This is a genomic window from Telluria sp. AIW5 (genome assembly GCF_056680575.1).
In genome coordinates, this window is the sequence record NZ_CM155289.1 from 3,802,339 (window position 1) to 3,825,447 (window position 23,109).

At 64.9% G+C, this 23,109-nt stretch carries 18 protein-coding genes; 8 read left to right on the forward strand and 10 right to left on the reverse strand.

What is annotated here, in order from left to right; translation table 11 throughout:
- Positions 1 to 137: 137 nt before the first annotated feature.
- The 6 genes from AC1MEM_RS16860 to AC1MEM_RS16885 all read right to left on the reverse strand — a co-directional run bounded on the left by AC1MEM_RS16860 (position 138) and on the right by AC1MEM_RS16885 (position 5,643).
- Entirely contained in the window at positions 138 to 911 is a 774-nt protein-coding gene (locus tag AC1MEM_RS16860; protein WP_499472381.1) for a metal ABC transporter permease, read from the reverse strand.
- 2 nt (positions 912 to 913) lie between these two features.
- Positions 914 to 1,825 (reverse strand): metal ABC transporter substrate-binding protein, encoded by a 912-nt coding sequence (locus tag AC1MEM_RS16865; protein ID WP_499472382.1) that lies wholly within the window; start codon positions 1,823 to 1,825, stop codon positions 914 to 916.
- Positions 1,826 to 1,835: 10 nt separating this feature from the next.
- Entirely contained in the window at positions 1,836 to 3,239 is a 1,404-nt protein-coding gene (locus tag AC1MEM_RS16870) for a putative porin (RefSeq protein WP_499472383.1), read from the reverse strand.
- 62 nt (positions 3,240 to 3,301) lie between these two features.
- Complete coding sequence (locus tag AC1MEM_RS16875) at positions 3,302 to 3,667, reverse strand: hypothetical protein (protein WP_499472385.1); 366 nt, start codon at positions 3,665 to 3,667, stop codon at positions 3,302 to 3,304.
- Between the two features lie 41 nt (positions 3,668 to 3,708).
- Positions 3,709 to 4,347: a 3'-5' exonuclease gene (locus AC1MEM_RS16880; protein WP_499472387.1), complete on the reverse strand. Its 639-nt coding sequence runs from the start codon at positions 4,345 to 4,347 to the stop codon at positions 3,709 to 3,711.
- A gap of 9 nt (positions 4,348 to 4,356) precedes the next feature.
- Complete coding sequence (locus tag AC1MEM_RS16885; protein WP_499472389.1) at positions 4,357 to 5,643, reverse strand: Hsp70 family protein; 1,287 nt, start codon at positions 5,641 to 5,643, stop codon at positions 4,357 to 4,359.
- A 171-nt stretch (positions 5,644 to 5,814) separates the two neighbouring features.
- On the opposite strand from AC1MEM_RS16885, the gene AC1MEM_RS16890 reads away from it, so the two are divergent.
- The 4 genes from AC1MEM_RS16890 (at position 5,815) to cphA (AC1MEM_RS16905) (ending at position 10,828) form a co-directional block, all read left to right on the forward strand.
- Entirely contained in the window at positions 5,815 to 6,294 is a 480-nt protein-coding gene (locus AC1MEM_RS16890) for a DUF2244 domain-containing protein (RefSeq protein ID WP_499472391.1), read from the forward strand.
- 151 nt (positions 6,295 to 6,445) lie between these two features.
- Positions 6,446 to 7,354, forward strand: a complete 909-nt coding sequence (locus tag AC1MEM_RS16895; RefSeq protein WP_499472393.1) for an isoaspartyl peptidase/L-asparaginase — start codon at positions 6,446 to 6,448, stop codon at positions 7,352 to 7,354.
- A 1-nt stretch (position 7,355) separates the two neighbouring features.
- A complete protein-coding gene (locus AC1MEM_RS16900) occupies positions 7,356 to 8,240 on the forward strand; it encodes a cyanophycinase (RefSeq protein WP_499477671.1) in 885 nt (294 codons plus the stop codon).
- Positions 8,237 to 10,828 (forward strand): cyanophycin synthetase, encoded by a 2,592-nt coding sequence (gene cphA, locus AC1MEM_RS16905; protein WP_499472394.1) that lies wholly within the window; start codon positions 8,237 to 8,239, stop codon positions 10,826 to 10,828. Before AC1MEM_RS16900 ends, cphA (AC1MEM_RS16905) begins: the two co-directional genes overlap by 4 nt.
- A 609-nt stretch (positions 10,829 to 11,437) precedes the next feature.
- Here cphA (AC1MEM_RS16905) and cphA (AC1MEM_RS16910) read toward each other — a convergent pair.
- The 3 genes from cphA (AC1MEM_RS16910) to AC1MEM_RS16920 all read right to left on the reverse strand — a co-directional run bounded on the left by cphA (AC1MEM_RS16910) (position 11,438) and on the right by AC1MEM_RS16920 (position 17,202).
- A complete protein-coding gene (gene cphA / locus AC1MEM_RS16910; RefSeq protein WP_499472396.1) occupies positions 11,438 to 14,071 on the reverse strand; it encodes a cyanophycin synthetase in 2,634 nt (877 codons plus the stop codon).
- Between the two features lie 91 nt (positions 14,072 to 14,162).
- A complete protein-coding gene (locus AC1MEM_RS16915; protein ID WP_499472398.1) occupies positions 14,163 to 15,617 on the reverse strand; it encodes an iron-containing redox enzyme family protein in 1,455 nt (484 codons plus the stop codon).
- A 292-nt stretch (positions 15,618 to 15,909) separates the two neighbouring features.
- Positions 15,910 to 17,202, reverse strand: coding sequence for a 6-phosphofructokinase (locus AC1MEM_RS16920; RefSeq protein WP_499472400.1), 1,293 nt, complete (start codon positions 17,200 to 17,202; stop codon positions 15,910 to 15,912).
- Between the two features lie 32 nt (positions 17,203 to 17,234).
- Here AC1MEM_RS16920 and AC1MEM_RS16925 point away from each other — a divergent pair, with 32 nt between their 5' ends.
- Positions 17,235 to 18,770 carry an FAD-dependent monooxygenase gene (locus AC1MEM_RS16925; protein WP_499472402.1) on the forward strand — a complete coding sequence of 512 codons (1,536 nt, stop codon included), beginning with the start codon at positions 17,235 to 17,237 and terminating at the stop codon, positions 18,768 to 18,770.
- 157 nt (positions 18,771 to 18,927) lie between these two features.
- Here the strand turns inward: AC1MEM_RS16925 and AC1MEM_RS16930 are convergent, their stop codons facing one another.
- Positions 18,928 to 19,086, reverse strand: a complete 159-nt coding sequence (locus tag AC1MEM_RS16930; RefSeq protein WP_499472404.1) for a hypothetical protein — start codon at positions 19,084 to 19,086, stop codon at positions 18,928 to 18,930.
- A gap of 226 nt (positions 19,087 to 19,312) precedes the next feature.
- Here AC1MEM_RS16930 and AC1MEM_RS16935 point away from each other — a divergent pair, with 226 nt between their 5' ends.
- The 3 genes from AC1MEM_RS16935 (at position 19,313) to AC1MEM_RS16945 (ending at position 23,042) form a co-directional block, all read left to right on the forward strand.
- A complete protein-coding gene (locus AC1MEM_RS16935) occupies positions 19,313 to 19,591 on the forward strand; it encodes a hypothetical protein (protein WP_499472405.1) in 279 nt (92 codons plus the stop codon).
- Positions 19,592 to 20,532: 941 nt separating this feature from the next.
- Positions 20,533 to 21,951, forward strand: a complete 1,419-nt coding sequence (locus AC1MEM_RS16940; RefSeq protein ID WP_499472406.1) for a hypothetical protein — start codon at positions 20,533 to 20,535, stop codon at positions 21,949 to 21,951.
- Positions 21,951 to 23,042 (forward strand): hypothetical protein, encoded by a 1,092-nt coding sequence (locus tag AC1MEM_RS16945; protein ID WP_499472408.1) that lies wholly within the window; start codon positions 21,951 to 21,953, stop codon positions 23,040 to 23,042. The genes AC1MEM_RS16940 and AC1MEM_RS16945 overlap by 1 nt, the downstream gene beginning before the upstream one ends.
- Positions 23,043 to 23,109: the final 67 nt, after the last annotated feature.

The window sequence follows — 23,109 nt, forward strand, 5'->3', positions numbered from 1 at the left end:
CCTCATAAGTATTAACAAAATTTTAATGACAGCGACCCGCGACGGGTTTGACGGTGCACAATCGTGCCGGTGCGCGCCCCATAAAAAAACCCGCCGGGCGCGAGCGCGGCGGGTCCTGGAAGCGGGCGTCCGGAAGGTCAGGACAGCGCCGAGCGGTTCGGTCCGAGGGCGTAGACCAGCATCGCCAGCAGGGCCAGGCACCAGACGATCAGCGCACCGGACGGCAGGTCGAGGATCACCGACAGCACCAGCCCGGCCGCATAGCCGCCAATGCCGACCAGGTAGGCGAAGGGCAGCTTGCGCCCCTCGCGATAGTGGCGCACGGCCAGGCTCGGCACGATCAGGCTGGCGAACACGAGGTAGACGCCGACCAGCTGCACCGAGGCCGTCACTGCCAGCGCGAACACGAGATAGAAGCCGAGCCGCCCGAGCCGGTTGCGAAACACCGCCAGCAAGGCGAGGATCAGCACCGCGCCAATCGCCGGCATGAGCAGCTGGTCGTAGCTGACCCAGAGGATCTGGCCGGACAGCAGATCCTGTAAATGTTCGCCGCCGTGCGGATTGTGCGCCAGCAGCAGCAGGCCGGCCGTGGCCGCCAGTACGAACAGCACGCCGATCTGCGCTTCCTGCACCTCGGGCCAGCGCTTCTCGGTCCAGGTCAGCAGCACGGCGCCAAGCACGGCGGCCACGCCGGCGGCCACCTGGATGGTCCAGCCGTGCGGGTCGAAGTCAGCCGCGCTGGCAATGATGACGCCAAGCGCCGCGATCTGCGCGATCGCCAGGTCGATGAAGACGATCCCGCGCTTGAGCACCTGTGCGCCGAGCGGGATGTGGGTGGCGAGCACCAGCAGGCCGGCGACGAAGGCCGGCAGTACGATCAGGAAATCGAAGTGTTGAGCGAAGTTTTCCACGTTTATTTTACCGCCGCGGTCAGGCGCTGCACCGTCGTGTCGAACATCGAGAACAGGTCGCGGCTCTCGGCGTCGGCACCGACGGTAAACGGAATCACGACGGCCGGGATGTGCGCGCGCTGCGACAGCCAGTTCGAGGCGCGTTCATCCTGGTAGGCCGCGCGCAGCACCAGTTTCGCCGGTTGCTGCTGGAGTTGCGCGAGCAGCTGGCCCAACTGGGCCGCGCTGGGCTCGACGCCCGGTTTCGGTTCCAGGGTCCCGACCTGGTGCATCCCCAACCAGTTCATCAGGTACTCCATGTTGCGGTGGTGTTCGACGATGGCCACGCCGCGCAGCGCCGCCGCCTGGGTTTCCCACTTGCGCATCGCCTGCGACCAGCGGGCCGCGAAATCGGCCTGGCGCGCGGCGTAGTATGCGGCGTTGGCCGGATCGATGGCGGCCAGGCGCTTGGCCAGCTGGGCGCTGACGAGGGCGATGTTGTGCGGGTTCAGGTGCACGTGCGGATTGCCGGCTGCGTGGACATCGCCTTCCGCACGATCGAGTTTCGTCGGGACGTCCAGGCGCGGCACGAAGCTGCCGGCTTCAAAATAGCCCGGCTGTCCGCGTCCGATTTTCGCATTGCCCGACTGCTGGACCAGCAGGGGCAGCCAACCCACTTCCAGGTCGAGACCCGTGCACACCACCAGGTCGGCATTCCGGGTGCGCGCGATCAGGCCCGGACGCGCTTCGACCCGGTGCGGATCCTGCAAGGCGTTGGTCGCGCTCGAGACATTGGCCTTGTCGCCGGCCAGCTCCGTGGTCAGCGCGGCCCATTCGGGTTCGCAGGTCAGGACGTTGATCGCGGCCTGCGCCGGCAGGGCGGCGGCCAGCGCGAGGGTGCAGCCGGCCACCAGTTTGTTCATGAGGTTTGTCATCTCGTTCTCCTTAGAAGGTGTGGGCGGCGTGCGTGCCGAGGCTCATGATGTATTGCAGGTAGACCTGGTTGTCAGGCCGCCCCGGACGCGCTTCGTCGCGCGCGAACTGCAGGCGCAGGCGCGAGAATTCCGACGGGCTCCAGTCGAGCATCACGCTCGTACGCTTCGGGTTGTAGCTCGCCAGCGCCGGAAAGGCGTCCATGCCCAGCACGCCGCTGTCGACCAGGCCGATGAACGGGCTGCCGGAGGCCAGGCGGTCGAAACGCAGGCCGGCGCGCCAGTAAGGCATGAACTGGTACACGCCCTGCAGGTACCAGCCGGACTGGGTGGCGGCGTAGTCGCCAGCGGAGGCGTCCGCGAGCGCGCCGGAGGCCAGCGTGCCGCTTTCCTTGCGCCGCATGTATTCGCCCTGCAGCTTGACATTGGTCCGGGTCGGATTGCCGTTCGGCGCCCATTTGTAGACCGCGTCCGCCATCCAGATCGAGGACCGGCCGCTGAAGGCATTCGGGATACCGTCGAATTCGTAGGAACGTTCGGCCGCGCCGGTGCGCAGGTACGAGAGACCGGCGCGCCAGCTGGCCGAGTCGCCGATGTCGTCGCCCACGTGCGCGAACACGCTGCCGGCGCCGAAGCCGTTCTTGTTGCGGTCGTTGCCGGGGAAGCTGCGCCCGCTGCCCAGTTCCGCACCCACTTCGAGGAAGGTATTGAAGGGCGCGAGCCAGCGTGCCTGTACGCCGTCAGGCTTGTACTGGCCGCCGAAGAAGGCCTGGTAAGCAAGCGGCGCATCGACGAAGTCCCAGGTGTGGCTGTGCTGGCCGTTCAGGTAGCCCACGCCCGAGAGAAAGCGGCCCGCCTTGATGTTCATGCCGCCGCCCAGTTCGCGCGTGCGGAAGAACGCTTCCTCCACCGAGGCTTCGTTCTCGCCGCTCAGCGCAAAGGTCAGCTGGCCGGCAAACATCGGGTCGATGTTCGCCGCCATGGTCAGTTCCGACTCGCCCAGGTTGAAGCTGCGGCTGCCCGGCCCGACCTCGCCCACCGGCGGCATGAAGCCGCCGAAGCGATAGGTGGCGGGGTCCTGAGACAGGTTGGAGAAGGTACCGCCGAGGACCAGCGAGATGCTCGGGTTGAAGGCGTTGTCGCCCTGCGCCGCGGGCGCCGCCGGGGCCGCCGGCGCTGCCGCGGCCGGAGCGGCTGCTTGCTGGGCATTGGCCGCCGCATTCTGCGCTTCGGCCACGGCCGCCTGCGCATCCTGCAGGCGCTGTTCGAGCGCCTGCAGGCGGGCTTCATAGGATTGTTTCATTTCCTGGATCTGGGCGCGGATCGCGGCCAGTTCAGGGGAGTCCGCGGCGCTGGCGGACAGGGGCAATGCAAAGGCGGCAGCGATCGCCACCGACATGAGGGTGTGTTTCGACATCGTGTTCTTTCAATCGACAGAGAATGACAGGCAGCTTCCCGCAAACGCGGGAAGGCCGGCGGCTAAACGGGTCTCTGGATCGAAGAAGGCGGCGCGCGCGAACGGAAGGCGCAGACGGTGCGCGGCGCGGCCTCGGTGGTGACGAGCGCGATGATGCGTTCGTCCTGCAGGTCGAGCGGCGCGAACTGGCGTGGGGTGCTGCCGACGGCCGTGGCCATCTGGGCGAAGACGAGGCACTGGGAGCAGCTGCGGTCTTGCGCGACCGAACTGGAAAGGTCTTTATCGGTGTCGGGCTGGCCGAGTGCCGCGACCGGATGCGGGTTGCCAAGCTTGCCGGTCAGGTGCGACATCGCATGCGCGAACGCCATCTGCTGGGAAACCAGCAGGAGCAGCGACAGCAGGACGTGGACTATACGGCGACGCATCATGATGGCGGCATTGTAATGCTCTCAAGCCAACTACGGAACAACTACGTGGTCTTTTTTTCAGCCGCGTATTTACCCAGCCAGGCCGGCACCTTGGCGGCCGACAGCTTGTTGATCGACACCAGCAAGTCCGGCGCGACTTGCGGTAGCCCGTAGGAGCTGCCGATATGGCGCCCGATATGGATCAGGACTTCGGCCGCCACCTCCGCATCGGCCTCGGCCCGGTGCGCCGCGCTGCGAAAGGCGATGCCGAGCTGGCGCGACAAGGTGCCCAGTTTATAACTCGGCATGCCCGGGAACACGCGGCGCGAGAGTTTCAGCGAGCAGACGAGACCCACGTGGCCGCAGGCGCGGCCCAGGCGGTCGGCTTCCGCCGCCAGGAACTTCTCGTCGAAGCTGGCGTTGTGGGCCGACAGGGTATCGCTGCCGATGAAGTCCAGCAGCTCCGGCACCACCTGGCGCACGGGCGGCGCCGAATCGACCATCTCCTGCGTGATGCCGGTCAGGCCCGTGATGAACGAGGGGATGCGCGCGCCGCAGTTCACCAGCGAGACATAACGATCGGTCACCTGCCCGCCGACGATGCGCAGGGCGGCAACCTCGGTGATGCGGTCGCCCATGGCGGGCGACAGGCCCGTGGTCTCGAAGTCGAGCATCACGATGGGGCGTTCAAAAATAGACATGCAATCCTTTTAGCCGAATTTGCGCAGCGCGTCCAGTGCCAGGCCGGCGCCGATGCTGCCGAACAGGTCGCCCTCGACCTTGCGCGCGTCCGGCAGCAGTGCGCCGACGCGCGCGCGCAGCAGGCCCACGCCGCTCGAGCCGCCGGTAAAGAAGACGGTATCGACGGCACCCGGGGCCACGCCCGCATCGTCCAGCAGGCGCAGCACGGTGGCGTCGATCGCATCGAGCAGCTGGCCGATCGCGGCCTCGAAGGTCGCGCGTTCCACGGTCAGCGTTTCCGGCGGCGCCAGGCGGTCGAGGTCGAGCGCGACCCGCTCGTGCGACGACAGGCCGATCTTGGCGCCCTCGACCTGCATGGCCAGCCAGTGGCCGGCGCGCTCCTCGATCAGGCCCTGCAGCCGCGTCAGCTTGGCCGGCTCGCGCGCGTCGCGCACCAGGTCGTCGAGCTGGGCGATGCTCTTCCGCGTGTACGCCTGGTTGATCGTATGCCAGGTCGCGAGATTAAAATAATAGCTCGACGGAATCTCGGCGCCGGAGCGCAGCGCGCTCTTGTAGCCGAGCAGCGGCATGACGGACGCGAGGCTCAGGTATTTGTCGAAGTCGGTGCCGCCGATGTGCACGCCGCCGGTGGCGAGGATGTCGTCGCGGCGTTCGGGCTTGCCGGCGCGGCCCGGTCCCAGGCGCACCAGCGAAAAGTCCGAGGTACCGCCGCCGATGTCGGCGATCAGCACCAGTTCCTCGCGGTCGATCTGGGATTCGTAGTCGAAGGCGGCGGCGATCGGCTCGTACTGGAAGGCGACTTCGCGAAAGCCCACGCTGCGCGCCACTTCCAGCAAGGTATCCTCGGCCAGCTTGTCGGCGACCGGGTTCTCGTCGATGAAGAACACGGGACGGCCGAACACGGCGTGCTCGAAACCACGCCCGGCTTCGCTTTCCGCGCGGCGTTTGACTTCGCCGATGAACTGGGCCAGCAGCATCTTGAACGGCAGCGCACGGCCGCCCACTTCGGTCTGGCCGTCCATCAGGCTCGTTCCCAGCAAGCTTTTCAGCGAGCGCATCAGGCGCCCTTCGTAGCCCGCCAGGTAGTCGGCCAGGGCCGCGCGGCCGTAACGCACCTCTTCGTCGTCGGCATTGAAGAACACCACTGACGGCAGCGTCGCCTTGCCGTCCTCGAGGGTCAGCAGTGCATTCGCGCCGCCCGGCGCCCGGCCTGGCCCCGGCCTCTCGTGGCCCGGCCTGATCCAGCCAACCGTGGAATTCGACGTACCGAAGTCGACGCCGCAAGCGTTCGTCATGTCTGCCTTTGTCTGGGGACGTGTTTTGAAGGGGCGAGATCTTAACAGAAATCAGCTTCTCTGGCGAAGCCCAGAGCCCGGCCGTTGTGTTGCAGTCACGCCCCACGCGGGCGTCGCGGGAAAGCACCCTCTCCTATAATCGAACGACACTTCCTCCGGCCGGAGAATGCGATGCTCCCTGCCCAAGCCCCTGCCGCTGCCTGCACCTGGATCCTGAAACGCAACTGCTCGCTGACGCCCCGCCAGTCGGCGGCGGCGTATGCACTCCTCTGCACGGCATCGTTCGGCATCGCCCTGGTCTTCCTGGTGCAGGGAATCTGGATCGTGCTCGCGTTTTCGCTGGTCGAGATGGCTGCGGTCGGCTGGGCCCTGCTGCATTACGCGCGCCATGCGCTGGACGTCGAACGCGTGGCACTCACCGAGCGCTGCCTGGTTATCGAGCGCATCGACGCCGGGCGGCGCAGCCAGTTCCGGCTCGACCCGCTGCGCACCCGCGTCAAGCCGCCGGCGCCGCGCGCGCGCAAGCTAATCCTGCTCGAGTCGCCCGGCACCAGCGTCGAGATCGGCAGCTACGTATCGGAGCCCATCCGCCAGCAGGTGGCGCAGGAGCTGGCACGCGCGATGCGGGGACACCCGGCACGCCTGCTGTAGCCCAAATCGAAATGTTGTCTTCCATGTAAGTTTCTTCTTACATTCACACGGCGGCGCTACCGATAGGTGTTTCCTATCCCATTTTGCATAATCTTCTATCAGATATGCCAAGCGTCACAAGCGTCAAGGCAACAACAGAGAGGAAGACAAAGTGAGCAACAAGGAGCAAGGATTCGCCATCGTCACCCACGGGGGCGCAGGCGAGCCGCTGGCGTTCGCCGACGGTTGCGAGAAGGCTGCCGAGCGCGGCCGCGAGAAGCTGCTCGAAACGGGCGACGCCCTCGACGCCGCGATTGCCGCCGTCATGGTGCTCGAAGAAGACGAACGCTTCAACGCCGGCACCGGCGCGGTGCTGTGCCTGGACGGCGCTACCATCGAAATGGACGCCTCGGTCATGGATACGCGCGGCCGCCTCGCCGCGATCGCCGGCGTACGCAACGTGCGCAACCCCATCCTGCTGGCGCGCGCGGTGGCCGACACCCCGCACGTGTTCATCGCCGGCGAAGGCGCCGATCGCCTGGCCCGCGCACTCGGTTTCGAACGCTCGAAACCGATCAGCGCCGGCCAGCGCGAAAAGCACGAAAAGCTGATGAAGCAGCTCGCCGGCTCCGTGCCCGCCATGCCCGGCATCGACAACCGCATGTTCGAGCGCTTCTGGAACTACAAGACCCCGCTGCAGCTGCCGCCGGGCGCGGCCCACGATACCGTTGGCGCCGTCGTGCGCGGAGCGGACGGCCATTTCGCCGTCGCCGGCTCGACCGGCGGCTCCGCGCCCTCCCTGCTGGGACGCGTGGGCGACACCGCGATCATGGGCAGCGGATTCTATGCCGGCCCGCTGGGCGCGATCGCCGCGACCGGCGTGGGCGAACACATCGTGCGCCACATGCTGGCGCGCACCGTCTACGGCTATCTGGAACAGGGCATGCCGCTGCAGCAGGCCCTGCAGCGCGGCATCGACCTGATCGACAAGGACGTCGATACCGGCCTGATCGGCGTGACCAAAACGGAAGCAGCTTCCTGCAGCAACACGCATATGCCCATTGGGAAAATCCTTGAATAACATGAAAACCGAACCGCACCACACCGCATCCCACGGCCACCTCGTCATCATCGGCGGCCATGAAGACCGCAAGCACGGCAAAGAAATCCTGACCCGTTTCGTCGAACTGGCGGGCGGCGAGCATGCACGCATCGTCGTCATCACCGCCGCCAGCCAGGTCGCCGACGAAATGTGGGAAGTCTATGACAAGGCCTTCGGCGACCTCGGCGTGAAGCAGCGCGCGCACCTGCCCCTGACCAGCCGCCAGGACGCGAACAACGAAGAGAAAGTGCGCATGGTGGCCGAGGCCGACGGCATCTTCATGACCGGCGGCGACCAGAAACGCCTGCTGGCCATCATCGGCGGCACCGCGCTCGACGCCGAGATGCACACGGCGCTCAAGGTGCGCGGCGCCTGCATCGGCGGCACCAGCGCCGGCGCCTCGGCCATGTCGGGCCACATGCTAGCCCAGGGCAAGACCGACCTGCTGCCCGAAAAAGGCGCGGTCAGCCTTGGTGCCGGCCTCGGCTTCCTGCACCGTGTCGTCATCGACCAGCACTTCTCGGAGCGCCAGCGCTTGTCCCGGCTCTTGTCGGTGGTGGCGCAGAACCCGTATTTACAGGGCATCGGCATCGACGAAGACACCGCCCTCGTGATCGAACGCGGACGCGGCATCGAAGTGCTGGGCGAAGGCTCGGTCACGATCGTCGACGGCCGCACCATGGACACCAACATGGCCGACATCCAGGAACGCGACACGCCCGAACTGATCGACGTGCGCCTGCACCTGCTGCCCGCTGGCAGCCGCTACTACCTGCCGACCGACGAGGAGCCGCTGGCGAAGCCGATGTCGCCCTCGCTGCGCGATTTTTTAGAAAATGTGACGAAACGGAACCCGATCTCATGAGAATCATCGAACAACGCTTCCTGCGCGGCCCCAACCTGTTTGCGGCCGCACCCTGCCTGATGGCCGTCATCGACGGCGCCGGCCTTGACACGACGCCCGGCTTCGGCGCGCGCCTGCTGGCGCTGCTGCCGGAGTTGTCGCCGGAAGTCGCGGCGCGCCTCGCGGGCCTCACCAACGCCGCCGAGGCCATCGAGCCGGTCGTGATGGAGTTGCAACGCCTGGCGGGCGCCCCCGCCGATTTCAGCCAGACGCTGGACGTGCCGCGCAAGCCCGATGCGCGCCGTGCCGTCTGCGGCTACCGCACCGAGCAGGTCGCGCGCGCCGCTTTCGATACGGCGATCGACCTGGTCAAGGCCGTTGCACGCGCCGAGGATTTCGATCTCGGCCCCGCCCTCGAGGCGCTGCACGAGACCGCCGAGGACTATGCGATCGGCACCAGCACCGGCGCCGTGGTCAACGCGGCGCACAAGCGCGGCATCCCGAACCTGCGCATCACGGATGAGGCGAACCTGTTCCAGCTTGGCTGGGGCTCGAAGCAGAAGCGCCTGCAGGCGACCATCACCGGCGCCACCAACTCGATCGCGGTCGGCATCGCCAGCGACAAGCAGCTGACCAAGACCCTGCTCGAGCAGGCCGGCGTGCCGGTCCCGGGGGGCTCCACCGTCACCACGCTGGCCGACGCCCAGCGCGTCGCCCGGCGCCTCAACGGCCCGGCCACCATCAAGCCGCTCGACGCCAACCAGGGCAAGGGCGTGACCACGACCTGCACCACGCCCGAGGAAGTCGAGCGCGCTTTTGAACACGCCCGCAAGTACGGCCGCCACGTGATCGTCGAAGAATTCCTGGCCGGGCGCGATTACCGCGTGCTCGTCACCGGCAACAAGATCGCGGCCGCTTCCTGGCGCCGTCCCCCTTGCGTGACCGGCGACGGCAAGTCCACGGTGCGCGAACTGGTGGAAGTCGAGAACCGCAACCCGGCGCGCGGCGAAGGCCACACCAACATCCTGACCAAAATCCCGCTCGATGCGCTGGCCGAAAGCACGCTCGCGAGACAGGGCTACGGTGTCGATTCCATCGTCCCGATGGGTATCACCGTCGACCTGCGCGGCAACGCCAACCTGTCGACCGGCGGCACCGCCGAGGACGTGACCGATTTGCTGCCGGAAGAAACGCGCGACATCTGCATCCGCGCCGCCCGCACCATCGGCCTGGATGTCGCCGGCATCGACGTCATCTGCCAGGACATCGCGCAACCGCTGCGCGAACAGAAAGGCGGCATCATCGAGGTCAACGCGGCGCCGGGCATCCGCATGCACCAGTACCCGAGCCGCGGCACGCCGCGCGACGCCGGCGATGCCATCGTCGAAGCCCTGTTCGGCCAGGACGACGGCCGCATTCCCGTGGTCGCGATCACCGGCACCAACGGCAAGACCACCACTTCCCTGCTGATCGCCCACGCCGCGCGCATGGCCGGCCTGCGCACGGGCGTGACCACGACCGAAGGCGTGTATGTCGACGGCCAGCTGACGATGAAGGGCGACTGCACCGGCTACCGTTCGGCGCGCAGCATCCTGGCCTCGCCGGAAGTCGATTTCGCCGTGCTGGAAACGGCGCGCGGCGGCATCCTGAAGCGCGGCCTGGCCTATGACCGCTGCGACGTGTCGGTGGTACTGAACGTGTCCTCGGACCACCTGGGGCTGGACGGTGTCGAGACCATCGACGACCTGGCGCGGGTGAAGGCCGTGGTTGCGCAGCGCGCCTCGCGCGCGGTGGTGCTCAACGCCGAGGACGACCATTGCGTGGGGATGGCCAGGGACCTGGCGGAGAATGTCGAAGTGCTGTACTTCGCGCTGGATGCCGACAACCCGGTCCTGCTGCGCCACCTCGAGCGCGGCGGCCGCGGTGTCTATCTGGAAGACAATACCGTGGTGCTGGCGACGGGTGCACGCCATGAAGCACTGGTCGACGTGCGCCAGATGCCGGTGTCCCTGAATGGCTGCGCGCGCTACAACATCGCCAACGCGCTGGCGGCCACCGCAGCACTGGCCGCGAGCGGTTTCGGCAACGCCGAGATCGTGGCCGGCATGCGCTCGTTCGTTTCCGACAGCAAGCACAATCCCCTGCGCTCGAACGTGTTCGACGTCGAGGGCGTGACCGTGATCGTCGACTATGCCCACAACTGCGCGGCCTACGCGGCGCTGTCGGAAACGGCGCGCGCGATGACGCCGGGGCGCGTGGTTGGCGTCGTGGCTGCGCCGGGCGACCGGCGCGACGCGGACCTGGTCGACATTGGGCGCACCTGCGCTGCCGGCTTCGACGAGCTGGTGGTGTACGAGACCGAAAACCGGGGGCGTGCCGATGGCGACGTGGCTGCGCTGCTGGTGCAGGGTGCGCGTTTGGGGCGCATCGCTTCCGACAAGCTCTCGCTCGAGCTGAACGTGCACAGTGCGATCCGCCGGGGACTGGCCCTGTGCCAGGCGGGCGACGTGCTGGTGTTCGGCTGCGGTTCGTCGATCTCGGAACTGACCGAGGCGCTGCGGCCGACCGAGCCGGAGATCGCGCAAAGGATCCAGGCGGAAGCGGTGTGATGCCTTGATCGCTCCATGATAAGCGGCCCGCGTGGCCGCTTTTTTGTGGGCGTCGCAGGCAAGCCACCGCTGTCAACGCGTGGGCATGCCCACCCTACGTTACGCGACGGTCTCGATCATGGCCAGGCAAACACCGGTCACCGCTGTCAACGCGTGGGCATGTCCACCCTACGTTACGCGACGGTCTCGGTCATGGCCAGGCAAACACCGGTCACCGCCATCAACGCGTGGGCATGCCCACCCTACGTTACGCGACGGTCTCGATCATGGCCAGGCGAACACCGGTCACCGCTGTCAACGCGTGGGCATGCCCACCCTACGTTACGCGACGGTCTCGGTCATGGCCAGGCGAACACCGGTCACCGCCATCAACGCGTGGGCATGCCCACCCTACGTTACGCGACGGTCTCGACCATGGCCAGGCAAACACCGGTCACCGCCATCAACGCGTGGGCATGCCCACCCTACGGTGCACCGCCGCCACAGGCCGTCGCGTAACGTAGGGTGGGCATGCCCACGCGTTCAAACGTCGAATCAAGGCGTGCGCATGCAAGGCGCGGGCACAAAAAACCCCGCACTCGGCGGGGCTCTTCGATCAACTCAAGCCACTCAAATCGTCTGCGCCTCGATCCGGTCCGCGCTCTCCGGATCATCCACCCGCAACGCCTCGATAAAGGTCTTCAGCGACGACCCGCAGGCAAACACCAGCACGTCCCCTGCCCGGCACAGCGACAGGCCGAGGCGGATCGCCTCGTCGACCTCGATCTCGCGGTGCGTGGTGTCCGACGGACCGACCACGTTCTCGATGCCTTCGATGATCAGGTCGACCGCCCCACCCACCGGACGGCCGCGGCTTTGCGACTCGTACACCACCAGCTCGTCGAAGCGTTCGCCGCAGACTTCGCCGATCTGGACCAGGTCGCTGTCGCGGCGGTCGCCCGGCGCGGTCACGATGCCGACCAGTTGCCCCGGCAGCAGCGCGCGCGCCATCTCGGCCAGGGCCGCATAGGCCGCCGGGTTATGGGCGTAGTCGACGATCACGGTTACGCCGCGCACGTCGAACACATTGGTGCGCAGCGGATTGGTCTTGCTGTCCGAGACAAAGGTCGACAGGCCCGTGGCGATCTGCAGGTTCGTGAAGCCGGACGCCATCAGCGCCGCGCTCGCGGCCAGCGCATTGGCGATGTTGTAGCGCGCGCGGCCGCCGAAGGTGGCCGGCATCGCCTCCACGCGCATCAGTTCCTGGTGCAGGTTGCCGTCGGCGATGACGATGGCGTTGTCTTGCAGGTAGGCGCCGCGCCCGCCATCTTCCAGGTGCTGCAGGAAGGTCGGGTTTTCGGCGTCCATCGAGAAGTAGATGATTTCCGCGTCCGGTTTGGCGCGCCGGGTCATCGCCACGCAGAACGGGTCCTCGGCATTCAGGACGACCGCCTTCGCCGCGGAACTTGCCACCACCGCCTTCACCTGGGCCAGGTCTTCGATGGTATCGACGCCGTCGAGCCCGAGGTGGTCGGCGGCGACGTTCAGCACCACGCCGACGTCGCACTGGTCGAACGCGAGGCCGCGTTTTAGGATGCCGCCACGTGCCGTTTCCAGCACGGCGAAGTCGACGTCCGGCGCCGACAGCACGGTACGCGCCGACCAGTAGCCGGTGCAGTCGCCTTTCACCAGGCGCTTGCCGTTCACGAAGACGCCTTCGGTGGTGGTGACGCCAGTGCCCAGGCCCGCCACGCGCGCGGTGTGCGCGATCATCAGCGTGGTCGTGGTCTTGCCGTTGGTGCCGGTCACGGCCACCAAGGGGATGCGGCCGTTCGACTGGCCCATCAGGCCGTCGACAATCGCCTCGCCGGCGTCGCGCGGTTCGCCCGCGCTCGGGTGCTGGTGCATGCGGATGCCCGGCGCGGCGTTCACTTCGATGACCGCCCCACCCTGCTCGTCGAGCGGCACCGAGATGTCGCGGCAGACGATGTCGATGCCCGCAACGTCCAGGCCGATCTTGTTCGCCGCGCGCACGCACAGGGCGCGCGTGGATTCGGGCAGTGAGTCGGTCACGTCTTCAGCGGTGCCGCCGGTCGACAGGTTGGCGTTGCTGCGCAGTTCGACGCAGACGCCGGGCGCCGGCACCGAGTCGGGCGCATAGCCCTGGCGGCGCAGCATGTCTTCGGCGTGGGCGTCGAGCGCCAGGCGCGTCAATACATTGCTGTGGCCTGCGCCGCGCGCCGGGTTCTGGTTTTCGATCTCGACCAGTTCCGTAATCGTGGACACGCCGTCGCCCAGCACGTGGGCCGGACGCCGGAACGAGGCCGCGGCGATCCGTCCGCCCGCCACCAGCACGCGGTAGTCGCGTCCTTCGACGAAACGCTCGACGATGATGCGGCGACCGTATTCGCGGGCGAACGCGAAGGCTTTCTCGACTTCTTCGGGGGTCGCGCATTTCGTCGTCACGCCCTTGCCCTGGTTGCCGTCGAGCGGCTTCAGGGTGACCGGCACGCGCAGGCGGCGCGCGATGCGCTGGGCTTCCTCGACGGTGGTGACGGTGCCGCCTTCGGGCACCGGCACGCCGGCTTCCATCAGGAGCGCCTTGGTCAGCTGCTTGTCGCTGGCGATTTTCACTGCCACGTAACTGGTGTCGCCGGTGGTCGTGGCCTGCAGGCGCTTCTGCTTCGAGCCCCAGCCGAGCTGGAACAGATTCGCTTCGTCGGTGATGCGGCTGGTGGGAATGCCGCGCTCGTGGGCGGCGGCCAGCACGGCCGCGGTGCTGGTGCCGATGGAATAGCGCGACCCGAGCGAGCGCAGTTCCTGCAGGCGCGGTTCGATATCGAAGGTCTCGCCGCTCGCCAGCGCCGTGACCAGGTCGACCGCCAGCTGGAAGCTCGGTTCGGCCAGCTTTTCGATCGCATACTGCACCACGATGCGATATTGCCCGGGACGCCCGCTGGCCGGGCGGGTACGGCCGTAGCCGACCGTCGGGCCGGCCATCGACTGCAGTGTCAGCGTCACGTGTTCGACCACGCGCGCGAGATAGGTGCCGGCGCGCAGGCGCTGGGCGAAGCCGCCTGGCTGGCCGGTCGGCAGCAACTGGCCGTGCAGCGAAGGCAATGCGTCCAGCAGCGCGTCGTTGAAGCCGGGGAGGTCTTTCGAGGAGACGCCGTACAGGTCTTCCAGGTCGATCACGCTGAGCAGGCAGGGGGTATCCGCGTGGACGTTGGGTCCGCGCAGGAATCGTTGTTCGAGGATGTACACGAGAATGTCCCTAATGGTTGCTATTTTTATGTGTTGAGCAACCGGCGCGCGGCGGGCGCCCACCGGTTGGGTGAAACTGATACGCTTTATCTCAGATGTCCAGCAGCTGGGTGTACATGCGGGTTGCCATCAGCCCGGCCGCGCTGTGGTGGTGCGCCGGCGTCATCAGCGCGAGCAGCAGCGACATCGCTTCGGCCTTGCCGGCAGCGGCGGCCACGCGCTGTTCGAGCAGGCCGAGTTCGTTGTCGGACTCGGTGTCGCGGGCGGCGCGGCGGCGGATCAGGCCGCGCTCGGGGAAGTTGCTGCTCCGGTCCGCATGCCCGCCCAGGTTGTCGAGGGTACGCTGGCGCGCACGGTAAGTCAGCGTGCGCTCCTGCTTCGCCGTGGCGCCCGGTGCGCTCACGATCCAGTCGCGCAACACCTGCTGCTCGTAGGCGGAGAACACGCCGAACATCTCGGCGCGCTCGCCTTCGACCAGGCGCCAGAAGCGGCTGTGCTCGACCTCTTCGCCGCGCTTGATCCAGCCCGCGCTCTCCAGCGCCGCCAGGAAACCCGGGATCTGGCCCGGTACGGCCAGCCAGTCGTTGACCGAGCGACCCGCGACGCGGCAATAGTCCGAGTGCATGTTCTTGCCGACGGTGCTCTTGTGGGCCAGGATGTCGACCAGTTCCTCCTGCAGGTCGAAGTCGGCGATCACCGAGTTCGTGCTCGCGCCCAGTTCGTTCAAGCGGTAGCCGTCCTGCACCCGCTTGTAGAAAGCGGCGCGGTCGCCCACGCGCGGCATCAAGTCCAGCAGCGCCTGCACCGCCTTTTGCGCGTGGCCAGTGGCCGCATTGTCGACCGTGACGTGCAACTGGAAATAATAAGGATCGATGCCGAATTCGTTCAGCTCATAGGACGTGATCAGGAGGTGCAGCGGCAGCTGCTCGTAGCCCAGGTTGAAGCCGATGATCTCCGGCAAGAAGTGCTCGGCGTTATGCCCGAGCGCCAGCTGGATCGCGCCCTGCATGAAATGGTCCTCGCTCAAGCCCTCCCAGTGGTCGACGCCGTGGGTAGCCAGCAGCTTGCGGTAGAGCGTGACGTGGTTCTTGTCCGGAACGCCCTCGCCCAGCTCTTCGAGATAGGTCTTGATCAGCGGATGGAAGTCGGGGCTGTCCCAGTGTTTCAGCATGCCATACAGCCAGGAACCGTCGACCAGCTTGGTCGGCGCGACCGATTTGATGAAGTTCAGCGCGTGCGACTTGTTGCCGAAATAACGGCGCGGTGCACCGCCCTTGCGTGCGGCCAGGTATTCGCGGTACTGGATGCCCACGGCTTCGCTGCGTGCTTCGATCCAGGCCGGCAACTGGGCGAGCGTCGGCGGCAGGTCGGCCGGGATGTCCTGCACGGCGGCGACCTGCTCGCGCAGGAAGGCTTCGCCGGCGCGGGCATTGTTCAGCGGATCGGCGTACAGGGCAAAGTAGAGTTCCTTCGCCTGCTGCGGCGCGCTGGGGCGACGCAGCGCCTGGCGTGGAACGGATACATTGGAAACGAGCGATGACGTCATGGGCTTGTGTTCACAATCTTGTTGAAATGATTACCGGAATTATCCGGGCTGGGCTATGCAGCGCACATCGGCACGCATCGCCAGAGCATGTAAGACAAGCCTTACAAAAATGTAAAAATGTCTACATTTTGTATCCAGCGGTGAAAAAGCTGGGGTCAGGTCTGACATTCGGACACGACCTCTGCCTTACTTGAAAAAGCTGGGGTCAGGTCTGACATTCGGACACGACCTCTGCCTTACTCGGCTTCGTATCGCTGAGGCCGTGTCTAAATGTCAGACCTGACCCCAGCTCTCAGTCGCCCATGCAAATGCCCAGTTCGCGGGCAGTGGCGACCGTGTCGCCGTCGACCGGCACCGTCCGCGTATGGCCGGCGACGGCGTCGAGCGGCACCAGTTCGATCGCCTGCGGTCCGAGCGCGACCATGACGCCTTTCCGTCCCGCCGCCAGCGCACGCACCGCGGCCGCGCCGAAGCGGGCGGCGATTACCCGGTCGAAGCTCGACGGACTGCCGCCGCGCAGCAAATGCCCGAGCATGACGCTGCGGCATTCCTTGCTGCTGGCGGCCGCCAGTTGCGCCTCGACCCGCGCGCCGATGCCGCCCAGGCGTTCCGCGTGCCCCGCCTCGGCCGCATGGCGGACTTCGCGCTCGCCGCCTGTCGCATGCGCGCCCTCGGCCACGACGACGATCGCGTGGTGATGGCCGCTTGCGTCGCGCCGCGCGATGGCGTCCAGCACCGCCTCGATCCGGTACGGGATTTCCGGAATCAATATCGCGTGCGCGCCGCCGGCGATGCCCGCATGCAGCGCGATCCAGCCGGCGTAGCGCCCCATGACTTCGACCACCATCACGCGATGCTGGCTGTAGGCGGTCGTGTGCAGGCGGTCGATGCATTCGGCGGCAAAGCCGACCGCGGTATCGAAGCCGAAGGTAAAGAAGGTCTTGTCGAGGTCGTTATCGATCGTTTTCGGCACCCCGACCACGGGCATCCCCTGTGCGTGCAGAGCCTGTGCGATCGCCATCGAGCCGTCGCCGCCGATGACGACCAGCGCGTCGAGGCCGCGCGCCCGGCACAATGCGACGACCTCCGCCGTGCGGTCGCGCTCGACGACCTGGCCGGTGCCGTCCACGGCCGGATAGTGCAAGGGATTGCCGCGATTGGTGCTGCCGAGGATGGTGCCGCCCAGGTGGCCGATCGACTGCACGTCGATCCCCCGCAGGCGCGTGACCGGTTCGCCGGCACAGGTGGCGGGCGCCAGCAGGCCATTGAAGCCGTCGCGGATGCCGTGGCATTCCCAGCCGAGTCCTTCGGCCGCCAGCACCACCGCGCGGATCACGCCGTTCAGGCCCGGCGCATCGCCCCCGCCGGTCAGCAGTGCGATGCGGCGGATCGCGCCAGGGCTAGAATCGGGTAGCTGTGCAGTCACCTTGCCTCCGCTTGTGAACGGCAGTACGCACATCATGCGGGGACGGGCGACCTTGCGGCGCACGGGTGCGGACACGATCGCAACGCTGTTGCGGCGCCCGGCCTTCGCAGCCGGCGACACGCTGCGAGATGCACCTTCGATGCCCATCTGGCGTAGCATGGTGCTCTCGACATGCGAAGCGGGGGCCGGCCATGAATGAGTCCGAGGTCTTGATCGTCGGCGCCGGCCCGAGCGGGCTGGTGCTGGCGCTGTGGCTGCATGCCTTTGGCGTCAAGGCCCGCATCGTCGATGCCGCGAGTGGCCCCGGCACGACTTCGCGCGCGCTGGCGGTGCAGGCACGCACGCTGGAGCTGTACCGCCAGCTCGACCTGGCGCAGGCGGTCGTCGACGCAGGCCATCCCATCGAGTATTTCAACCTCTGGGCCGAGGGCCAGCATCGGGCGCGTATCCCCCTGGGCGCGATCGGCGCCGGGCTGACGCCTTACCCATTTTTCTTCATTTACCCGCAGGATCGCCACGAGCGGCTGCTGGTCGAGCGCCTGGCAGCGGCCGGCATCGAGGTCGAGCGCGACACCGCCCTCACCGGCTACGAGGAGCATGGCGACCACATCGAAGCAAGCCTGCTCGACGCGCACGGAAACGAAGCGCGCTGCCGCGCACGCTGGGTGATCGGCTGCGACGGCGCCCGCTCGAAGGTGCGCGATATCATGGGCGTCGGCTTCCCGGGCGGCACCTATCGCCAGGTCTTCTATGTGGCCGACATCGAAGGCGACAGTCCCGCCCTGAACGGCGAGCTCAACCTGGACCTGGACGAATCGGACCTGCTCGCCGTGTTCGCGACCGCGCCGCAAGGCCGCGGCCGGCTGGTCGGCACCGTGCGCGACGACCGGGCCGCGCATCCGGAGGCCCTGCAATTTTCCGATGTCAGCCAGCGTGCGATCGACAACCTGATGATCAGCGTGCGCATGGTGAACTGGTTCTCGACCTATCGGGTGCATCACCGCGTGGCCGAGCACTTCCGGCGCGGGCGTGCCTTTCTCGTCGGCGATGCCGGCCATATCCATAGTCCGGCCGGGGGCCAGGGAATGAACACCGGCATCGGCGACGCGATCAACCTCGCCTGGAAGCTGGCCGCGGTCCTGGGATGCCAGGCGCCCGAGAGCCTGCTCGACAGCTATGAAGCCGAACGCCTGCCCTTCGCGCAGCGCCTGGTGCACACCACCGACCGCGCCTTCAGCTTCCTCACGGCCGATGGTCCCGTCGCCGAGATCGTGCGCACGGGCATAGTCCCGCGCATCATGCCCCTGATCGGCAAGCTGCCCGCCGCACGCGAATTTCTCTTTCGCACCATCTCGCAAACCCTGGTGCATTACCGGACAGCACCGCTGAACGCAGGCCATGCCGGCAAGGTGCACGGCGGCGACCGCCTGTCCTGGGTGCAGTTCACTGGCGGCGACAACGGTGGCGGCGACAATTTTGCGCCGCTGCCGCGCCTGGGCTGGCAGGTGCATGTCTACGGCAGCGTGCAGGCCGAATTGGCGACCTGGTGCGCGCTGCACGGCGTGGCACTGCGCCGCTTCGACTGGCAGGAGGCCTGCGCCACGGCCGGGCTGGCGCGCGACGCCATCTACCTGCTGCGGCCGGACAGCTATGTCGGCCTTGCCGCGGGAACGCCGTCGGTCGAGGCGCTGGACGACTACCTGCGCGCGAATGCACTCAGGTTGTAGGGTGCGCGGACCCGGGCTGTATGAGCCGTAGGGTGGGCGCCCCGAGCCCACGCGGACGCGTGCGCAGTGTTAGCAGCCATCGCCGCGATCAATAATCCGCATCCCCGTGGGCACAGGGTCCGATCGCGGCCGGCCCACTTCACCGGATGAGCGATGCCTAGTGCTTCTTCCCGCCGCCCGAGACCTTGTTCTCGGTCGCCCAGGCCCGGCGCTTCGCTTCGGCTACCGGCGTGCCGCGCTTCTCGTAGCTTTCCTCGATGTGCTTGGCCTGGCGTTTCTGCTTGTCCGTATAGGACGATTTATCTCCCTGGGGCATGATGATTCCTCCTTGTATGAAACGATGCGTGGGCGCTGGACACGAAAGCGAACGGCGCTGGCTGCAAAATTAGCATTTCGCTATCGACACGTGCGCACGTTACCGCTGGTCATCGCCCGCAACTGCGCCCCGCGCCGAGACAATTTACGCACGGCAAAGCTGCGCCACCTCAGCCGGTTTGGCGCGATGATCGAACCGTCAATGAACGCCAACGTACAGGAGAATCATGGAACTTACCGTCAACAACAGCACCACGGCCGCTACCCTCGTCACGGTCTTCGCCGAACTCCAGGACGGCCGCTTCGTCGCCAAGGTCATGCCGGAAACCGACGTGCCCTACACCCCCTATTTCGAGAACGAGTTAGACCAGGTAATCGTCTACATCTCCCCGGACGAAGAGCAGCTGGCGGCGATCCTGGCAGCCCTCAACGAGCGGCGGCTGCCTTTCGGCGACCTGCAGAACTACGGCGCGGCCGGCGGCGGCACCTCGATCATCCCCGTCTGAATCGGGCGCGGCAGCTGCCGCGCTGCGCCCGGGACGTGCTGTCATAAGCGCGCGCTTGTGCCTGGAGCGGCTACATCGCACACTGAGCCAAGCCAGACGGCCGCTATCGACCCAAAGGAGACGTCGCGGCGCTAACTGGACTATTAATGATCTCGGTCGTTTATTGCACGGCTCATGTTACCCAATACTCAACCGCAGTGGAGGCATTAGTTCGAGAACGCGTTTTCCTCGGGCGCTGTGGTAACCACCAGGCTTTTCTCATGTTTAGTACTCGCTTTCCAATGCAAGTTATGTAGCGTAAACATGTGCGAAATGTAACCACGCGTTGTGGACCGGACGCCGCCATCTGACGAGTTGGGTATTTGGTACAGAATCTGTACTCTTACGTTTACAAGTCGACACTGGTCGATATCAGCATTAAACTCCAAATTATCTCCACGCAAAAGAAAAGGGACTGGCTATTTGCGTCGGCCTGATTACGCTCAGGTCTTACGACAACGCCGGAGCGCCCGTCTACGAACTGCGCGAGGTCGGCATGGCGTCCTGCTCAGCGGCGCGAGCGTTAGGCTCAGTTGAATCCTGCAACAGCGTCCACTCCCCAAGCTGTATAAGGCAGTTCCCCAGAAAACAGCAGGATCGATGGCGAATTATCAGCATCGCGTAAGAGACCCTCAGCAATCAAGTTCCTACCGCCGTCGATAAGCTCACGCCTCGCATCCTCGTGCATTAAACCACTCTCCCAGATTCGGGGGTGCACTATGGAAAGACCAGACACGTGTAAGAAACGCCTCTGGGATCCGTCGGAACAGGTATCCCAACCCGGTCAAGCTATTCCCGCGACCTGATTCAGCAGAAGCGAATCAACCACAATAGTACTCCTCGCAACGCATGATTTACGGGTACCGTTTGGCGCGTGTAGTGCATTACCCAAGGAGCATACTATGACTGCATTGCGCTTCGGCAGTGTCGAGCCGCCCGACGAGAATGGAGAGGCCGACCCCAAGCCGCCGACCGTGTTTTTTCACGTATTGTTCGCGGCTGCTTTTCTCATTACGATTTACCTCCTCCTCGACAATATCGGATATGCGTCGCCGGACAAGATCAAAACCCTACCGTGGAATACGTCCGAGGCGGTTGGCAGAACCGCCAACATTTTCCTGTTTACGGTCCTGGCTATCACGCTTCCGAAGTTGCAGATTAAGGCCAAACGCTGGCACAAGGCGGGCGGAAAACTTCCTAATATTGTAGAAAGGACAATCCTGATTGCCCATCCTTCGCTTCCCAGGTCCATCATTATCGTCGTTTTATTCTCATATATTTTCGTCATACTTCACGAGCAGGAACCCGCGATATACGCGATGGCGCTGATAGCGATCTTTGTCGCTGCAGAACACTTGGGCGGATTGGATGAGCAACGCCAGTTGCTTGTCGATTACGAACATAGCTTGGAAAGCCTAGCCAATGCGTCCGGCCTGCAACACGGGAAAAAGGTCATCTATCAAGCCTATGGCGAAAGCAAGGAGCAAGAAATCCGGGCAGTGATACGCTTTTTTGACCTGGACCGCGAATGGTTCGACGCTAAGTGCAATCTCAAAGAATTCCTGCAAGGCGAGGAGCTGGGCGCCTTTTACAACGCTTTAAAAGACGGGAAAGGTGCGCTTTTTGTGGCTGACCTACCGCTACCGGTATACAGAACACACCACGGCGGACCGGCTGACACCGATTTGGCAAATCAATTCAATAACCTACTTGGGCTGGCGTGGCAATGGTGCATGATGCACGAAATCGCAGCCCGCCGGCAGGGAAAATCAAGCTTTCGGTCCGAGATTAGAATCGCTTCCACATCGAACTGGATTCACTTGGTCGGTGGACATGTTTATCAGCTGATAGCTGGTTATGTGGGCAGGGAAAGTAAGGTACGCGACCTTGCCCTGGACATACGAAACCAGAAGGGTTTACATGCCAGCCTGCTCGAATGGGCACGCCTTGAGATTGAGAGCGCAGGACGGCGCGGTTGTAGCGGCGAACAATACCTGTGCACGATAATCGCTGATTTACTGCAAGACCGCCTGTTGCAGTCTGCTTGGCTGACCAAATCTCTGCTACGGGATGGTTTGGAAAAACTTGGAATGAGAGAGTGGGTAGCTAGAAAAGAAGATTATGTCGAAGGATGGTCGATCAATGAAGCGCAAACCCTCGAACGCTGCCTGGAGATTTTCGAGGGGTTTCTCAGAATCGTCACAGCTGAAAAGGCGCTAGTGCATTTCTCCAATTATTTGGAAACGACGGCCCAACAGGATTTTGGCGAAGAAACGGACCCTATTTGCCCGCTCCTTTATCTCCAGCGTGAGGTGATGTGATGTCGCTAAATTTCCAACAATTCGATACCAAGCTTGAAATTTTGACGAAAGTAGTGATGAACCTGACTTGCGATAAACGGCCGGCGGATATCTCCGAGCCGATCTTTCGGGTCGTTGCTGATGGATTGGCAACCGAGGAAGGTGGATCGAGCGGGTTCCGAACCTTCTTCTTCAACTTCGCTCGTGGCCTGTTGGCAATGAAGGACGGGAACGAGATGGCGGGGCAAGGGGCCTTTATCGAACGATGCTCATCGCTAAATCACACGCTGTCGCGCGACCTTTATGGCGCGAACTATGCGGAATACCTGACCGCAACTTCACTCGCGCTTTATTTCTTGGGACAGCCTTTCAGTCACCCGTGGGAGCGCGTTCTCAGCTGGGTAGAGCGTGAAGGCGAGGGCCTGCCAAACGGTGCCTGTGTTGGCAAAGCCATCGGCGATATCGTTCGGAATGCCCGGATCACCAACTGCCGCAGTACGGATGCCCCACCAAACGGTTCTCCAGTCACCGAAGACCGAGGCGTCCTGCCTGCGCCGCCGCTAATGATCCACTCGCATATGCCGACTATCTTGCACGAGTCTTATGTCAGGAACGCCGAAATCAAGAGTTGCGTACCTTCTTGCGCTCATCTCTTGGCCCACTGTTACGAGTTACTGCAAATCAGGCTGTATGCGCTCCAGGGGCTGCCTTTTGCCTATTTTGCACCCAAGCGATTGGTCAAGGCAAAGCTGGAGGTCGACGGACACGGCAATTTTGATCATGCCTGGATAAATGCGCTGACTTGGATGCGCGAGGGGGTGTTTCCACAGGTAGCGCCCGATCAGTTTGTCGGACTTCTCGACAGCGAGGCGCTCCACCCAGTGTTTCTTAACGAAACTGCCGGACTATATACCTCGGCGCATGCTCCGGAAGGAAACGGTGCCAAAGATACACCGGCGCCGCTGCCGGCAACCTTTCTCCGCCAGGCTCGGGTTCCCTTGTACCGCAAGACGCTGATGAGTATCCCTCGAGCTGACGTGGTGAATCTACTTTCCGTCAAAACGGACGATCCACTTTGTCTAGCGGAAGTTGGTAGAACGATATTTTCTTAAACCGCCGAGATCACGTTTAGGTCGGAACCCGGCGCCACACGGCGCGCAAGGCACGTCTGGCATCAGG

Excerpts from the sequence above, each read along its gene's own strand:
- AC1MEM_RS16900 (WP_499477671.1), top strand. The coding sequence starts at position 7,356 with ATGAAAACCGAACCGCACCACACCGCATCCCACGGCCACCTCGTCATC.
- AC1MEM_RS16935 (WP_499472405.1), top strand. The coding sequence starts at position 19,313 with ATGGAACTTACCGTCAACAACAGCACCACGGCCGCTACCCTCGTCACG.
- AC1MEM_RS16920 (WP_499472400.1), bottom strand. The coding sequence starts at position 17,202 with ATGCTACGCCAGATGGGCATCGAAGGTGCATCTCGCAGCGTGTCGCCG.
- AC1MEM_RS16865 (WP_499472382.1), bottom strand. The coding sequence starts at position 1,825 with ATGACAAACCTCATGAACAAACTGGTGGCCGGCTGCACCCTCGCGCTG.
- AC1MEM_RS16890 (WP_499472391.1), top strand. The coding sequence starts at position 5,815 with ATGCTCCCTGCCCAAGCCCCTGCCGCTGCCTGCACCTGGATCCTGAAA.
- AC1MEM_RS16930 (WP_499472404.1), bottom strand. The coding sequence starts at position 19,086 with ATGCCCCAGGGAGATAAATCGTCCTATACGGACAAGCAGAAACGCCAG.
- AC1MEM_RS16915 (WP_499472398.1), bottom strand. The coding sequence starts at position 15,617 with ATGACGTCATCGCTCGTTTCCAATGTATCCGTTCCACGCCAGGCGCTG.
- AC1MEM_RS16925 (WP_499472402.1), top strand. The coding sequence starts at position 17,235 with ATGAATGAGTCCGAGGTCTTGATCGTCGGCGCCGGCCCGAGCGGGCTG.
- AC1MEM_RS16870 (WP_499472383.1), bottom strand. The coding sequence starts at position 3,239 with ATGTCGAAACACACCCTCATGTCGGTGGCGATCGCTGCCGCCTTTGCA.
- AC1MEM_RS16945 (WP_499472408.1), top strand. The coding sequence starts at position 21,951 with ATGTCGCTAAATTTCCAACAATTCGATACCAAGCTTGAAATTTTGACG.
- AC1MEM_RS16885 (WP_499472389.1), bottom strand. The coding sequence starts at position 5,643 with ATGACGAACGCTTGCGGCGTCGACTTCGGTACGTCGAATTCCACGGTT.
- AC1MEM_RS16940 (WP_499472406.1), top strand. The coding sequence starts at position 20,533 with ATGACTGCATTGCGCTTCGGCAGTGTCGAGCCGCCCGACGAGAATGGA.
- AC1MEM_RS16880 (WP_499472387.1), bottom strand. The coding sequence starts at position 4,347 with ATGTCTATTTTTGAACGCCCCATCGTGATGCTCGACTTCGAGACCACG.
- cphA (WP_499472394.1), top strand. The coding sequence starts at position 8,237 with ATGAGAATCATCGAACAACGCTTCCTGCGCGGCCCCAACCTGTTTGCG.
- AC1MEM_RS16875 (WP_499472385.1), bottom strand. The coding sequence starts at position 3,667 with ATGATGCGTCGCCGTATAGTCCACGTCCTGCTGTCGCTGCTCCTGCTG.